The organism is Spirillospora sp. NPDC052242 (genome assembly GCF_040679555.1).
Classification (GTDB): domain Bacteria; phylum Actinomycetota; class Actinomycetes; order Streptosporangiales; family Streptosporangiaceae; genus Spirillospora.
The window spans coordinates 1-14,658 of the sequence record NZ_JBFAUZ010000082.1; the positions used below are offsets into that span (position 1 = coordinate 1).

A 14,658-nucleotide genomic window follows, 5' to 3' on the forward strand; every position below is an offset into this window, starting at 1 on the left:
TCGGCTGCGGGGGGGGTTGGGCGGGGCGCCCGCCCCGGCCCCGGCGGCGGGGGGGGGGGCCGGCCCCGCGCGGGGACGGCCGCCACCGCGTTCGCGGTCGTCGGCGTCACTGCGACTTGAGCTTGTCCTTCATGCCGTCGAGCCTCATCAGGACCGGGTAGCCGTCGACGCTGAGGGCGTTGCCGTGCCCGGTCTCGTGGATGTCGAACACCGACTGGATCGCGGCGTAGAAGCCCTGCACGTCCAGGGTCTGGTTGACGGCGCGCTTGGCCTGCCGCAGCGCGAACGGGTGCATCCGCGCGATCTGCCCGGCCAGTTCCATCGCCGACGACTCCAGGTCGTCGAGCGGCACGACCTTGTTCACCATGCCGACCTTCTCGGCCTCCCCGGCGGTGACCGCGCGGCCGGTGAACAGGATCTCCTTGGCCTTGCGCGGCCCGAGCTCCCAGGTGTGGCCGTGGTACTCCACCCCGCCGATGCCCATGTGGACGACCGGGTCGGAGAACTCGGCGTTCTCCGCCGCGACGATCAGGTCGCACGGCCAGCACAGCATCAGCCCGCCCGCGATGCACTTGCCCTGCACCGCCGCGATCGACGGCTTCGGCACGTTGCGCCAGCGCAGCGTGTACTCCAGGTACCGGCGCGACTCGACCGAGTAGATCCACTCCAGGGTGAGCTTCTCCGGGGCCCACTCGCGGTCCTTCAGGTCGTGCCCGGCGGAGAAGTGCCGCCCGTTCGCCTTCAGCACGATGACCCGGACGTCGTCGTCGGCCGCGGCCCGCGCCCACGCCGCGTCCAGGTCGTCCAGCAGCGCCCCGGTCTGCGCGTTGGCGGCCTCGGGCCGGTTCAGCGTGATGACCGCGACCTTGTCGGCGACCTCGTAGAGGATCTGGTCCATGGCTCTCCTTACCTGGGCAGGCCGAGGACGCGCTCGGCGATGATGTTGCGCTGGATCTCGGACGTGCCGCCGGCGATCGTCCCGGCGAAGCTGCGGACGTACCGCTCGAACCAGCTGCAGGAGAACGACTCGTTGTTCATGTGGTTGGGCGGCGACGTCCGCTCGGGGTGCACGAGCCCCCCGGCGCCCCGCTCCTCCAGGACGTGCAGGGACGCCTCCTGCACGGCCTCGGAGCCGAGCAGTTTCAGCACCGACAGCTCCGCGGGGTCCACCTGGTCGCCCAGGGCGCGGTACCCCAGCAGCCGCAGCGCCTGGAGGTCCATCTGCAGCGTCGCGTACCACTCCTGGTCGCTGGGCGCGTCCCGGACCAGGTCCTCCAGCCGTTCGGCGAAGCTCAGCCACAGCAGCGTCCGCTCGTGGCCCAGGGAGCCGTGCGCGACGCCCCAGCCCTTGTTCAGCTCCCCGATCAGGTTCTCCTTCGGCACCCGCACGTCGGTGAAGAAGACCTCGTTGAAGTCCAGGTCGGCGGGGTCGGCGATGGAGCCGAACGGCCGGCGCACCACGCCCGGCGTGTCGGTCGGGACGAGCAGGACGCTGATCCCCTTGTGCTTGGGGGCGTCCGGGTCGGTCCGGACGAACGTCAGCAGCACGTCGGCGTCGTGCGCGCCCGACGTCCACACCTTCTGCCCGTTGACGACGAACTCGTCGCCGTCGAGGACCGCGCGGGTCCGCAGGCCCGCCAGGTCCGATCCCGCGCCCGGCTCGCTCATGCCGAGCGCCGCGGTGATCTCGGCGCGGAGGATGGGGACGGCCCAGCGGCGCTTCTGCTCGTCGGTCCCGAACGTGAGGATCGACGCGGCGATGATGCCGACACCCTGCGGGTTGAAGCTGTGGTAGATCCGCCGCCGCGACAGCTCCTCGAGGTGCGCGAGCTGCTGCGGGAGCGTCGCGTTCCGGCCGCCGAACTCGGGCGGGTTGCCCGGCAGGAGCCAGCCCGCGTCGAACAGCGTCCGCTGCCACCGCCGCGCCCACTCCGGGACGTCCGCGCTCGACTTCGACCGCGGCACGGCCTCGGCCGCCGTCGGCAGGTGCGCGTCGAGGAACGCGGAGAACTCGGCGCGGAACGCCTCGACCTCCGGATCGGAGCCCAACCTCATCGCAGCAACGCCCTCCTGTGCTCGGCCGCCGTTCCCAGCAGCAGGTCGCAGGCCTTCGCCCGCTTGAGATGGATCTGCAGCTCGTTCTCCCAGGTGAAGCCCATGGCCCCGTACAGCTGGAGGCCGTTGCGGAAGACGACCCGCTGGCACTCGCCGGCGGCGGCCTTGGCCATCGCCGCCGCGCGGCCGCGGCGGGGGTCGTCCTCGGCGATCGTCAGGGCGGCGAAGTAGGCGAGCGCCCGGGCGCGCTCGATGGCGACGTGCATGTCGGCCGCCTTGTGCTTGACGGCCTGGAACGAGCCGATGGGCACGCCGAACTGGTGCCGGTCGCGGACGTGCGCGACGACCATGTCGAGGATCCGGCGGCAGCTCCCGACCGCGGTGATCGCGAGCCCCATCAGCGCTAGGTCGGGGACACCGGCGACGAGCCGCGGCCCGTCCGGCCGGGACGGCACGTGCGCCACGTGCAGGGTGGGGTCGAAGGTGTCGACGCGCTCGGCGGCGGCGTCCGCGCCGTCCACGACGACGACGCCGTCCGCCGTGACCAGCGCGATCTCGTCCGCCCGGTCGGCGTCCAGGACGAACCGGCCGGTCCCGTCGCACACCGCCGTCCCCGCGCCCCGCGGCGGCCGCCCGGCGAGCGGGACGAACCACGTCGCGGTGGCGAGGAAGGGCGTCGGGTCGGCGACGTACCCGAGTTCCTCCAGCACGATCGCCAGCTCCACCGGCGGGGCGTCCAGCCATCCCAGCTCGCGGTGGGACGCCCACAGCTCGTCCTCGGGGCGGGACCGCGACTTGGCGACCGTCTCGCGGACCATCTGCCGGAGCAGGCGCTGGTCCTCATCGAACTCGAACTCCATGCGCGCGAGAATATCATTCTCTTTCTTTGTAAGTAAGAGTCTCACATTTCGCTTTACGCGAGTATCATCAGCGAGATGTCCGAGGTCGTGGAAGAACCCGCCTGGCGCCGACGCGCGGTCGAGCGCTCCACCCGAGCCGCCAAGCTCCGCGCCGAGCAGCGCGTGCAGCGCTTCCTCGACGCCGCGCAGGAACTGATGGCGGAGAAGGGGACGACCGACTTCACGGTGCAGGAGGTCGTGGACCGCTCCCGGCAGTCGCTGCGCAGCTTCTACCAGCATTTCGACGGCAAGCACGAGCTGCTGCTCGCGCTGTTCGAGGACGCCCTCGCCGCCGGGGCGGCCGAGGTCCGGGCGGCCGCGGAGCGCCATCGCGAGCCCCTGCCGCGGCTGCGGGCCGCGGTCGACGCCCTCTACGGGCAGTGCCGCCCGACGCCCGGGGTGAGCCGCCCGCTGTTCAGCGACTTCGCCCTGCAGCTCCTCGTCTCGCACCCGCCCCAGGTGGCCGTGGCGCACCGCCCGATGCTGGACGTCTTCACCGAGCTCCTCGAGGAGGCATCCGCGGCGGGCGCCGTCCGTCCGGGCCGGCCGCGCCGCCAGGCGGCCATGGTCATGCAGACGGTCATCTTCACCGCGCACAGCAGCGGCGGCGGCGACGGCTCCGCCGTCCCGATGACCGCGCCGGAGATCTGGCAGTTCTGCCTGCGCGGCATCGCCGCCGCCGACGCGGACTAGCCGGGGCCGCCTGCGACGGCGGCCCCGGCACGGTCCGGCGGCGCGGTGGGGGCCGGTCAGGCCGCCTGTTCCTCAGGCTGCGCCGCGGGCTCGCGCTCCGGACGCCAGAACACGGCGAGCAGTCCCGCGGTCGCGGCGACCCCCACGCCGAGCGCGATGCCGCCGCCCGCCCAGCCGGTGATCTCGATGTCCGCGGCGGCGTCCACCGAGATCGTCCCGGGGCCGAGCGCCGCGAGCGCGACGCAGACGACCGCCAGGACGAGGACGTACTCGTAGCCGTCCTTGAACACGAAGAACCCGTTCGACCGGTGCGCGAGCAGCCCGGCGACGAGCATCACGGACACGATCGCCGCGCAGGCCAGCGGCGTCAGCAGGCCCAGGATCAGCAGCGCGCCCGCGCCGATCTCGGTGAGCACGCTCAGCCACGCCTGCAGCGTCCCGTGGCGCAGCCCGAGGCCGCTGAACCAGCCCGCGGTGCCCGCGATGCGGCCGCCGCCGCGCCAGTGGTTGTACCCGTGGGCGATCATCGTGGCGCCCACGACCAGCCGCACGGCCAGCAGGGCCGCGGCCTCGGCTTCCGGCATCTCATTCTCCCGTCGGGTCGGTGTCGGCTCCGGTGCCGGGTCCGGCTCCGGAGCCGTTGTCGGCGTGGGTGCGGGGTCGGGTGCGCGCCGACGCGCACTCCTCGGCGAACGCCAGCGCCTTCCAGTGGTAGGCCGCCGCGGCGTACCCGAGGCTCAGATTGTGGCCGCCGCCGGCCTGCTCGTCGACGGTGACGCGTGGCGATCCGGTGAACAGCGCCGCGACCTCCTCCAACGCCGCCCGTCCGGGACTCCAGACGGTCTCGTGCTCGGCGAGCGTGTAGCGCACGGGGACGCGCACCCGGGCGGCCAGCCCGGGCAGGCGGGACGGCCAGGGCGGCACCACCTCGCCCTCGTAGGCGGGCGACCGGGATTGCAGGTCCGGGTGGCCGATGACGTCGGGCGGGTACAGCTCGTCCGGTCCCCAGATGAGGCCGCGGATGCTCCGCGCCGCCGGGAGCCGGTTCCCGTCGCCGGGCGCCAGGATCCCGGCGGCCCGGTCGTGGTGCCGGACGCCGGTGCCGGAGAGCTCCAGGCCCAGCAGCGCGTCGCCCCGCTCGCAGGCGGCCATCCGCACGGCCAGCTCGCAGCCGACCGAGTGCGCCAGCACGAACAGGCCCGCGCCGCGCGGGCTCGAGCCCAGCAGGGCGTCCACGGCCCGGTACGCGAGGTCGACCCGCCGCTCGGCGGGCGCCACCCGCTCCGCGTGCGGGGCGGACGCGCCGTAGCCGGGCCGGTCGAGCGCGATGACGGTGAAGCCGAGCGCGGCGCCCGTCCGCAGCAGCGACAGCCGGGGATGCCCGGGGGCGTCGAAGTAGGCGGTGCTCACCGCCCCGCCGTGCAGCGCGAGGACGGTCGCGCGCGGGTGCGGCACCGCCGCGACGCGCGCCGACATCGGCACGCCGTCGACGTCGGCCACGCGGGCCTCCACCGGGCCGCCGCTCCGGTCGCCGTGGTCGCGGGCGCGGTCGCGCGCCGCGGGGGTCCGTTCGCCGAGCGTCATGCGTCCGTCCTGAGGAGCATCGCGCCGCCGGGGGTGAGGCCGCCGCTGCTCACCACGGCGACCCGGGCGCCCGGCACCTGGCGTTCCCCGCCTTCGCCGCGGAGCTGGACGACCGCCTCGTGGACCAGCCCCATCCCGTGCGTCCGGCCGTGGGAGAGCTGCCCGCCGTGCGTGTTCAGCGGGAGGACGCCGTCCCGGGCGATGTTCTTGCCGCCGTCGAGGAAGTCCTTCGCCTCGCCGATGCCGCAGAACCCCAGCGCCTCGATCCAGGAGAGGCAGTTGAGCGTGAACCCGTCGTAGAGCTGCGCGACGTCCACGTCGGACGGCCGCAGCGACGTGCGCGTCCACAGGTGGGCGGCGGGGCCGAGCACCTGCGGTTCGTGCGTGAGGGTGCTCTGGTCCCAGTCGATCCGCTCGGTGATCTGCGTGCCGACCGCCTCGACCAGGACGGGCGGCTTGGCGAGGTCCCGCGCGGCGTCCACGGCCGACACGATCACGGCGACGGCGCCGTCGCAGGGCACGTCGCAGTCGTAGAGGCCGAACGGGGTGGTGATCGGCCGCGCCTCCATGTAATCGTCCATCGTCATCGGGGACCGGTAGATCGCCGTCGGGTTGAGGGCGGCGTTCGCGCGCTGGTTGAGCGCGATCCAGCCGAGGGTCTCGCGGGTCGTGCCGTACCGGTGGAAGTGCCGCTGGGCGTTCTGCGCGAGGGTGTGCGCCGCCGACGTCGACCCGAACGGCGTCCGCCAGCTCGCGGCCCCCTCGACGCGGCCGCCGCCGCCCGCGCCCGCGCCGCCGCGCCGCGCCAGCTCCCCGTGCGTGGTCTCCCACAGCGTCCGGAAGCAGAGGACGTGCCGGGCGAGCCCGCCCGCGACCGCCAGCATCGCCGCGATCAGCGAGCCGCCCGGCCCGAACGTCTCGGCGCCGCCGTTGTACCAGGTCGGCCGCAGGCCCAGCGCGGACTCCAGGGCGGTCACGCCGCCCTCGCCGAACCCGCCGAACGGGCCCGCGCCGGGGTAGGTGGCCAGGCCGTCGATGTCGTCCAGGGTCAGGCCCGCGTCGGCGACGGCGCGCTCGCACGCCTGCACGGTGAGGGACAGCGGGTCCACCATCAGCCGGCGGCCGAGCTCGGAGGCGCCGATGCCGGTGAGGGCGGCCCGGTCCTCGAACTTGTCGGTGGTGAGCATCGGACGGACGAGGGTCGCCATCCGCTCGGGCGGGACCTCGTCGGCGGGCGGCTCGGCCGGCGGGCCCTGCTCGGCGGCGGGCCGGAAGAGCGGCAGCCACACGTCCTCGGCCCGCTGGAAGACGACCTCCATCCGCATGCCGAGCGCCAGCTCGGCGGGGTCGCACTCGACGGCGTTGGTCGTGAGCCGCACGCGGGCGTCGTCCTCGAGCGCCACCTGCGCCACGACGTACGGCGCCGGGAGGCCCGGGAGGCTGAACCGGTGGTTGACGGTGAACCCGATGAGGGTCGCGCGGCCGGAGACCTCCCGCACGCCCATCGCCGTCCCGCGGCAGTACCGGCACACCGGCTGCGGAGGGTGGATCAGCGCCGAGCACGCCTCGCACTCCTGGACGCGCAGGCGCCCGTCCGCGCCGGACGTCCAGAAGAACTCGTTCTCCGGGGTGAGCCGGGGCAGCGGGCGCCCCGCCCCGGCGGCCTCGGCGGCCGCCTCGCCGCCGGTCGCGCTGCCGCCCACCGTGCCTCCTCACTCCATGGCGCCTGGCGTCATGGGCTTCAAGTCATTGAATTATGGTTCATTTTCTTGGATCATCGTTGATCCTACTGATGGGAGGCTCATCTGTGAACAGCGAGGTGCGCGCGCCGTGAGGTCACTGCGAAGCGTCGTCGTGGCGGGCGCGGGGGCGGCGGGCGTCGCCGCCGTCGAGACGCTGCGCCGCGAGGGCTACGAGGGCCCGCTCGTCCTGCTCGGCGACGAACCGGCCCTGCCCTACGACCGTCCCCCGCTGTCGAAACAGGTGCTGACCGGCGCCTGGGAGCCCGACCGCACCGAGCTGCGCGACGCGGACCACTACGCCGGCCTGGACGTCCGGCTGGTGCGCGGCCGGGCGACGGGACTCGACGTCGGGCGCGCGCTCGTCCGGGTCGAGGGCGCGGCGGACCTGCCGTTCGACGGCCTGGTGATCGCGACCGGCCTGCGCCCGCGCCGCCTGCCGGAGTGCCGCGACCTGGCGGGCGTGCACGTGCTGCGGGACCGTCCGGACGCGCTGGAACTGCGGGCGGCGCTGCGGGACGCCCTGCGGGACGGGCGGCGCGCCGTCGTGGTCGGCGCCGGCTTCCTCGGCCTGGAGGTGGCCGCGTCCGCGCGCGGCATGGGCCTGGAGGTGACCGTCGCCGACCCGCTCCCGGTGCCGATGATGCGCCAGGTCGGGCCGCGCGTCGGCGCCGCCGTCGCCGCCCTGCACCGCGACCGCGGCGTGGACCTGCGGATGGGCGCGGGCGTCAAGGAGGTGGCGGCCGAGGACGGCCGGGTCACGGCCGTGACGCTGTCGGACGGGACGACCGTGCGCGCGGGCGTCGTGCTCGTCGCCGTCGGGGCCGAGCCCGCGGTGGGCTGGCTGCGCGGGTCGGGGCTGCCGCTCGGGGACGGCGTCGAGTGCGACGAGCACTGCCGCGCGGCGCCCGGGATCTACGCGGCGGGCGACGTCGCCTCGTGGCTCAACCCCCGGTACGGGCGCCGCATGCGCGTCGAGCACCGGACGAACGCCACCGACCAGGGCGCCGCGGCGGCGCACAACCTGCTGCACGGCGACGTGAAGCCGTTCGCCCCGCTCCCCTACTTCTGGAGCGACCAGTACGACGTGAAGATCCAGGCGCACGGCGTCTTCCCCGAGGAGAGCGACGTGACGATCGAGGAGGGCGCGGTCGAGGACGGGCGCTTCGTCGCGCTGTACCGGTCCGGCGGCGAACTCACGGGCGTCCTCGGCTGGAACCTCCCCGCACGCGTCCTGCCCTACCGGAAGCGGCTGCTCGAGCAGTGACCCGAAGCCGGTGCGACCGCCGCGCCGACGGTCGCACCGGCCCCGGTGCTCCGCTCCCGGAGGGGTCGCCGGGAGCGGACGCGCATCAGTCGATCTTCGCCTGCGCCTTCCGGACGGTCACCGGCTCGGCGAGCCGCTGCTCGTCGCAGACCCGCTGCATCCGCTCGATCGTCTCGTCGAGCCCCGCCCCCAGCCGCTCGCCGGGGGTGAAGGTCGCCGGGAGCTTCCGCATCCCGTTGATGACGCCGATCGTGTCGTAGTGCACCGCGCCCTCGGGGTCGCACCGGTAGTCGGGCATCCGGTCGAGCACCTGCAGCAGCATCCGCTTGAACACCGTGCGGGCGACGTTCGAGCCGATGCACCGGTGGATGCCGATCCCGAAGCTGCTGTGCCGGTTGTTCTTGCGGGCGAGGTCGATCGTGTTCGGCTCCGGGAACACCGTGGCGTCCCGGTTGGCCATGGCCCACGACAGCCAGAGCCGCTCGCCCTCCCGGAAGGCGGTCCCGGCGATCTCGCAGTCGGCGGAGATCGTGCGCCCGTCGCCCGGCGCGGGCGTGTAGAAGCGCAGGAACTCCTCGGTCGCCGAGTTCAGCAGGGTGTCGCGCTCGCGGCTGAGCCGCGCGCGCTCCTCCGGGTTCTCCGAGAGCCACTCCAGCGCGTGCGCGGTGAGGGCCGTCGTGGTGTCGAACCCGCCGCCGATGATCAGCCCGAGCGCCCCGACCTGGTCCTCGAACGGCGGCGTCTCGCCGTCGATCTTGATCCGGGCGATCTCGTCGATCAGCCCCGGCCGCGGGTTCTGCTGGATCTCGAAGAACTGGCCGACGAGATGGCGCCCCATCTCCTTGTGCATCTCGGCGACCCGCTCCGCCTCCGGCGTGTTCGGGCGCGTGTACACGGCGGCGTGCACCGGCTCGTTGTAGACGACCCAGTCCTTCATCGGGATGCCCATCATCCCCAGCGTGAGGACCGCCGGGACGACGTTGGCCAGATCGTCGACGAAGTCGATGCGGCCGCTCTCGATCTTCTCGTCGAGGCAGGCCCGCACCAGCTCGTCGATCACCGGGATCCACCGGTTGATCGCCGCCGGGGACAGGTACGGGTTCAGCGCCTGCCGGTAGTACCGCTGCGCGGGCGGGTCCATCTCCAGGAAGCCGCCGGTGCTCCCCTTCCCCCGTTCCGGCGGCGGGATGGAGATGCCCTGGTAGCCGCGCCGCTCGCCCTTGACGTCGTGGTCGTTCGACACGCGGTCGGCCGACCGGGCGAGCTCGAACACCTCGCGGTTGCCCGCGGCGACCCAGTGGCCGCCGTAGGTCTCCGTCCAGGCGATCGGGCACTTCTCGTGCATCTCCTCGGTGATCGCCTCGAACCGTCCGCGGTACTCCGGCGCGTGCCGGTCGAAATGGTACCGATTCTGTTTACGGTCGTCGTCCGTGACGACGTCATCCGCACCCATATTGCCCTTCTCCAAAGTCACTCGAGGTCGGGGTCATCGCTGTGGGAGCCGGACACGGCGCCGTCAGTCCACGGAGATCGCACGTTCGGGGCACGAGTTGACGGCCTCGATGACCTGCGCCTCCTGGTCCGCCGGCACGTCCTCCTGCACGACGCACGAATGGCCGTCGACGTCGCGGAGTTCGAAGATCTCCGGAGCGATCATCGCGCAGAGCGTGTGGCCCTGGCACCGTTCCGAATCGACGCGCACCTTCACGCTCTTTCCTCCTGCCTTTCGTCCCGACTTCTCGTCCCGCCGGTCCCGTCGCCGCTTCTCAGACGTGGTAGTCGTGCCACTTCAGGTAGCCGCCCGCGTCCACCCGCATCTGCATCCCGGTCACGAACTTGGACTCGTCCGACGCCAGGAAGAGGACCGTGTCGCTGATGTCGCCCGGCTCCACGTAGGAGATGGGGAACGCCTGCTGCACCGCGAACGCCGGCTCGGCGTCCTCGCGAGTGGGGTTCTCCAGGTCGGGGCGGAACGAGCGGTACATCGGCGAGCTCTGCAGCATCGGCGTGTTGCAGTTCGTCGGGTGGATCACGTTGATCCGGATCTTCTCCGGCGCGAGGTTGCGCGCCAGCTCGTGCGCGTACTCCGACAGCGCCCGCTTGGTGAACGCGTAGCCCGCGCCGCCGGGGTTCGACCCGGGCGTCTGGACGATGCCGTGGTTCATCAGCGCCGCCGCGGACCCGGTCGCGATGATCGAGGCGCCCTCGCCGAGGTGCGGCAGCGCCACCTGGATCGCGTTGATCGTGCCGACCAGGTTCACGTTGATGACGTCGGTCCACGCCTGCAGCGGCGGGTTCCCGTGCAGCGGCGCGATCCCGGCCTGCGCGACGACAACGTCGAGCCGGCCGAGCTCGCGCACGCCCCGCTCCACCGCGTCCGCGAGCTGCGCGGCGTCCCGCACGTCCGCCTGCACCGCGACGACGCGGCGGCCCGCGGCCTCGATCAGCCGCACCGTCTCCTTGAGGTCGTCCGGCCCGGCCAGCTTGTAGCCGACCGTCTCGATGTCCGCGCAGATGTCGACCGCGATGATGTCGGCGCCCTCTTCGGCCAGCCGGACCGCGTGGCTGCGTCCCTGCCCGCGCGCCGCGCCCGTGACGAACGCGACCTTCCCCTCGACACGTCCCATTGGTGTCGTCCCTTTCCTGCTCTGCCGCCCGTTTCGGTCAACCGGCGGTGGATGTTCTCGTCCGCTCGCCCGCGGCGGCGTCCAGCGCTCCGGTCAGCGCGTCCAGGCCCCCGCCCAGCGCGCCGAGATCCGCGCCGTGCCCGGCGGAGACCCGCCGGACGACGTCCATGTCCTTGCCGAGGAACCCGCCCACCGCCGCCGCGAACCCCGCGACCGACCCGCGGGCCGCGACGCCCGAAAGCGCCCGGCTCGACGCGCTGCCGTGCCCGAGCGCCTCGAGCAGCACGGACTCCTCGACGCCGAACGCCGCGCCGAGCCGGACCGCCTCGGCCAGCAGCCCGATCTGCGCGGCGAACAGCGCGTTGTTGAGCAGCTTCACCCGCTGGCCCGCGCCCAGCGCCCCGACGTGCAGGACCGGGTCGCCGTAGCAGCCCAGCGCGGGCCGGACCCGCGCCACGGCGTCGTCGTCACCGCCCGCGAACAGGGAGACCCGCCCGGCCGCGATGTCGTGCGGGCCGCCGCTGACGGGCGCGTCCACGACCCGGACGCCGCGCGCGGCGGCGCGCCCCGCGACGGCCGCGGCCGTGTCGGGGTCGCCGGTGGTGTGCAGGACGACGACCGATCCGCGCGGCATCCGGTCCGTCAGCGGGCCGTCGACGCACACCTCCCTGACCTGGGCGTCGTCGAAGACGCACACCAGGACGGCGTCCGCGCCCTCCCCGGCGGAGGCGGCGTCGGCCACGGGGCGGGCGCCGTCCGCGGCGAGCGCCGCGCGCGCCTCGGCCGTCCGGCCCAGCACGCGGACCTCGTGGCCGGCCCGCACGAGGCGGCCCACCATCGGGCGGCCCATCCGGCCGGCTCCGACGAATCCGAGGCGCATCTGCGGCTCCTGTTCGCGCGTGGTCGCCGCGCGGGTCACGGCGCGGCGGCCGGCCCGGACGACGTCGATCCCCGGTGGGGGTCTCAGGTGACCGCGACACTAGCCAGGCTCAACGCTTTGAGCAATAGGTCACCTTGATGAACGACGATTCAAACCACTGATCCGGCTTCCCCAGGAGCTCCTGGGCAGGCGCCCCGTGCACCCTCCTCCCGCGTCGCATCGATGCTGGTCAGAGCACTTCCCGGGCGTCGCGCGCAGCGCTCGGCGACGCGTCCGCCGGTGCCGCGGGACGGCCTCGCGGGGCACGGACGCGCGCCTCGGCGGGGCGGCCGGGCGCTGTTGACGGCCCGCCGGTCGGCTGCTTTCCTTCGCCGTGGGCGGCCGGTCCGCACGCGATCCGACTCCGGACCGCCGCACGGAAAGGCCGACCGGACCAATGCGCGCACCGCCTCCGACCGGGCCGATCCGGCTGCGACGTCGCGGCGGCGTCGCACATCGCGGCCGGGACGTCGGCGCCGTCGGCGCCGGGGTCCCCGGTCGGCGGGCAACGGCTCGACCGGGGCGTCGGCGCCGGGTCACCGGTCCCACCGTCGGGCGGTGGTTCGCGTTCGGGGGGCGCCCGCGCCCGTCCGCCCGGACGGCCGCGCTCCGCCGGAAGCACCCGCGCGCGAGGGCCCACACACGCGGCGCCGCGGCCCGTGCCACCGGCACCGCAGAACCGCCGGCACCGCAAGGCCGCCGGCACCGCAGAACCGCCGGCACCGCAAGGCCGCCGGCACCGCAGAACCGTCCGAGAGAACGCCGTCCGAGGAGGAGCGCCGATGAGCGGACCGACAGTGACCCCACCGCCCGGGACATCGCCCGGGAGCACGTCCGCCGCGAAGGCGCGCGTCGGCTTCGTCGGGCTGGGCAGCCAGGGCGGGCCCATGGCCCGCCGGATCGTCGAGGCCGGGCATCCGACGACGCTGTGGGCGCGCCGCCCGGACTCCCTCGCTCCGTTCGCGGACACGGCCGCGAAGACCGCCGCCTCCCCCGCGGCGATGGCGGCCGACTGCGACGTCGCCTGCGTCTGCGTGGTCGACGACGCGGGCGTCGAGCAGGTCGTCGCCGGTGACGACGGCATCCTGGCCGGGCTCGCCGAGGGCGGGGTGATCGTCGTGCACAGCACGGTGCATCCCGACACCTGCCGGCGCCTCGCCGACCTCGCCGCCGCGCGGAACGTCGCCGTGGTGGACGCGCCGGTCAGCGGGGGCGGGCCCGCGGCGGCCGAGGGGCGGCTGCTGGTGATGGCGGGCGGCGACGACGCGGCCGTCGAGCGCTGCCGCCCGGTGTTCGCGACCTACGCCGACCCGATCGTCCACCTCGGGCCGCTCGGGTCCGGGCAGCTGACCAAGCTGCTCAACAACGTGCTGTTCACCGCGAACCTCGCGACCGCCGCGGGGGCGCTCTCGCTGGGCCGGTCGCTCGGCGTCGACCCGGCCCGCCTCGCGGAGGTCGTCGCGCACGGCAGCGGGGCCAGCTTCGCGCTCGGACGGGTCGCGGCGGCGGGCGGCACGCTCGACCCGCTGGCGGCCCGCGCGGGCGCGCTGCTGCAAAAGGACGCGCGGCTGCTGGCGGCCGTCGCGGAGGCGGCGGACGTCCCCGCGGGCCCGGTCCTGCGGGCGGCGGACGACGCGCTGGGCCTCATGGACCACCGCAGGTGAGAGCCCGCCCGGGTCGTCCCCGCCCGCTCCGGCATTGACCATCTCCGCTAGTGAGATTAACGTTCTCGCTAGCGGAGAGCGAGGTGGCTAAACATGCCGGAGACGCCGCAGGACGGACCGGGCGCCCCGCCCGGGGACGGGCGGGACGAGCGATCGCGGTACCGGGTCGTCCAATGGGCCACCGGGAACATCGGCACGCGGGCGCTGCGGGCGGTGATCGAGCACCCGACCCTGGTCCTGGCCGGGGCGTACGTGCACTCCGCGGCCAAGGCGGGGAAGGACGCCGGGGAGCTGTGCGGCGCCGGCCCGACCGGCGTCACCGCCACCCGCGACGTCGGTGAGATCCTGGCCCTGCGCCCCGACTGCGTCCTCTACACGCCGGCCGCCTGCGACTTCGACACGGTCTGCCGGCTGCTGGAGGCGGGCGTGAACGTCGTCACGACGCGCGGCGAGTTCCACCGTCCGGACAGCATGGACCCCGACGTCCGCAAGCGGGTCGAGGAGGCGTGCGAGCGCGGCGGCGCCTCGATCCACAGCACCGGCAGCAGCCCCGGGTTCATCACCGAGGCCGTGCCGCTGGTGCTCACGTCGATCCAGCGGCGGCTCGACCGGCTCACGATCAGCGAGTTCGCCGACCTCTCGCGGAGAGACTCCCCCGGGCTGCTGTTCGACGTGATGGGCTTCGGCCGCCCGCCCGCCGACATGGACGAGCGCCGCCTGAGCCACGGCCGCGTCAGCTTCGGCCCGTCCCTCGCACTCGTCGCCGACGCGCTCGGCCTGCCGCTGGACTCGCTCGAGGCGTCCGGCGAGGTCGCGACCGCGCCCCGCACGGTCCGCATCGCCGCGGGCGAGATCGCCGCCGGGACCGTCGCCGCGCAGCGCATCACGGTCTCCGGCATCCGCGACGGGCGGCCCCTGCTGCGCTTCCGCGCGACCTGGTACTGCACCACCGACCTCGACGCCGACTGGGACGTCCGCCCCACCGGCTGGCACGTGGCGGTGGAGGGCGACACGCCGCTGGACGTCGACCTGCGGTTCCCCGTCTCCCTCGACCGGATGGCCGCCACCACCCCGGGCTACACCGCCCACCGCGCGGTCAACGCGGTCCCGTTCGTCTGCGCCGCCGCACCCGGCATCCGCACGACCGCCGACCTGCCGCAGATCGTCGCCGCGCTCGGCTGAGCGCGTCCGTCCGTCCACCAGTCCAGCGA

At 74.3% G+C, this 14,658-nt stretch carries 14 protein-coding genes; 4 read left to right on the top strand and 10 right to left on the bottom strand.

Features of this window, described 5'->3' with window-relative positions:
* Positions 1–106: 106 nt before the first annotated feature.
* The 3 genes from AB0L25_RS39405 to AB0L25_RS39415 are packed head-to-tail and all read right to left on the bottom strand — an operon-like array spanning position 107 to position 2,915.
* Complete coding sequence (locus AB0L25_RS39405) at positions 107–898, bottom strand: enoyl-CoA hydratase (RefSeq protein ID WP_500178574.1); 792 nt, start codon at positions 896–898, stop codon at positions 107–109.
* Positions 899–906: 8 nt separating this feature from the next.
* The gene (locus AB0L25_RS39410) at positions 907–2,055 is read right to left on the bottom strand and encodes an acyl-CoA dehydrogenase family protein (protein WP_500178576.1); all 1,149 of its coding nucleotides are present in this window, start codon (positions 2,053–2,055) and stop codon (positions 907–909) included.
* Complete coding sequence (locus AB0L25_RS39415) at positions 2,052–2,915, bottom strand: acyl-CoA dehydrogenase family protein (protein ID WP_500178577.1); 864 nt, start codon at positions 2,913–2,915, stop codon at positions 2,052–2,054. The genes AB0L25_RS39410 and AB0L25_RS39415 overlap by 4 nt, the downstream gene beginning before the upstream one ends.
* Positions 2,916–2,990: 75 nt before the next feature.
* On the opposite strand from AB0L25_RS39415, the gene AB0L25_RS39420 reads away from it, so the two are divergent.
* Positions 2,991–3,647, top strand: a complete 657-nt coding sequence (locus tag AB0L25_RS39420) for a TetR/AcrR family transcriptional regulator (RefSeq protein ID WP_500178579.1) — start codon at positions 2,991–2,993, stop codon at positions 3,645–3,647.
* A 56-nt stretch (positions 3,648–3,703) separates the two neighbouring features.
* On the opposite strand, the gene AB0L25_RS39425 is transcribed toward AB0L25_RS39420, so the two are convergent.
* Genes AB0L25_RS39425 through AB0L25_RS39435 form a run of 3 tightly spaced genes read right to left on the bottom strand, consistent with a single transcriptional unit; the run spans position 3,704 to position 6,934 of the window.
* Positions 3,704–4,231 (bottom strand): DoxX family protein, encoded by a 528-nt coding sequence (locus AB0L25_RS39425; RefSeq protein WP_500178580.1) that lies wholly within the window; start codon positions 4,229–4,231, stop codon positions 3,704–3,706.
* Position 4,232: 1 nt separating this feature from the next.
* Positions 4,233–5,231, bottom strand: a complete 999-nt coding sequence (locus AB0L25_RS39430; RefSeq protein WP_500178582.1) for an alpha/beta hydrolase — start codon at positions 5,229–5,231, stop codon at positions 4,233–4,235.
* Positions 5,228–6,934: a thiolase C-terminal domain-containing protein gene (locus tag AB0L25_RS39435; RefSeq protein WP_500178583.1), complete on the bottom strand. Its 1,707-nt coding sequence runs from the start codon at positions 6,932–6,934 to the stop codon at positions 5,228–5,230. The genes AB0L25_RS39430 and AB0L25_RS39435 overlap by 4 nt, the downstream gene beginning before the upstream one ends.
* Before the next feature lie 127 nt (positions 6,935–7,061).
* Here AB0L25_RS39435 and AB0L25_RS39440 point away from each other — a divergent pair, with 127 nt between their 5' ends.
* Positions 7,062–8,237, top strand: coding sequence for an NAD(P)/FAD-dependent oxidoreductase (locus AB0L25_RS39440; RefSeq protein WP_500178585.1), 1,176 nt, complete (start codon positions 7,062–7,064; stop codon positions 8,235–8,237).
* 85 nt (positions 8,238–8,322) lie between these two features.
* Here AB0L25_RS39440 and AB0L25_RS39445 read toward each other — a convergent pair whose 3' ends face one another.
* From AB0L25_RS39445 to AB0L25_RS39460, 4 genes are all read right to left on the bottom strand, one after another.
* On the bottom strand, positions 8,323–9,690 hold the full coding sequence (locus tag AB0L25_RS39445) for a cytochrome P450 (protein ID WP_500178587.1): 1,368 nt from the start codon (positions 9,688–9,690) through the stop codon (positions 8,323–8,325).
* Positions 9,691–9,753: 63 nt separating this feature from the next.
* Entirely contained in the window at positions 9,754–9,945 is a 192-nt protein-coding gene (locus AB0L25_RS39450) for a ferredoxin (RefSeq protein ID WP_500178589.1), read from the bottom strand.
* 58 nt (positions 9,946–10,003) lie between these two features.
* Complete coding sequence (locus AB0L25_RS39455) at positions 10,004–10,864, bottom strand: mycofactocin-coupled SDR family oxidoreductase (RefSeq protein ID WP_500178591.1); 861 nt, start codon at positions 10,862–10,864, stop codon at positions 10,004–10,006.
* Between the two features lie 37 nt (positions 10,865–10,901).
* Entirely contained in the window at positions 10,902–11,744 is an 843-nt protein-coding gene (locus AB0L25_RS39460; protein ID WP_500178592.1) for an NAD(P)-dependent oxidoreductase, read from the bottom strand.
* Between the two features lie 821 nt (positions 11,745–12,565).
* Here AB0L25_RS39460 and AB0L25_RS39465 point away from each other — a divergent pair.
* Together AB0L25_RS39465 and AB0L25_RS39470 are read left to right on the top strand one after the other, a co-directional pair.
* Entirely contained in the window at positions 12,566–13,447 is an 882-nt protein-coding gene (locus AB0L25_RS39465; RefSeq protein WP_500178594.1) for an NAD(P)-dependent oxidoreductase, read from the top strand.
* Between the two features lie 93 nt (positions 13,448–13,540).
* Positions 13,541–14,629 (top strand): NAD(P)H-dependent amine dehydrogenase family protein, encoded by a 1,089-nt coding sequence (locus AB0L25_RS39470; protein WP_500178596.1) that lies wholly within the window; start codon positions 13,541–13,543, stop codon positions 14,627–14,629.
* Positions 14,630–14,658: the final 29 nt, after the last annotated feature.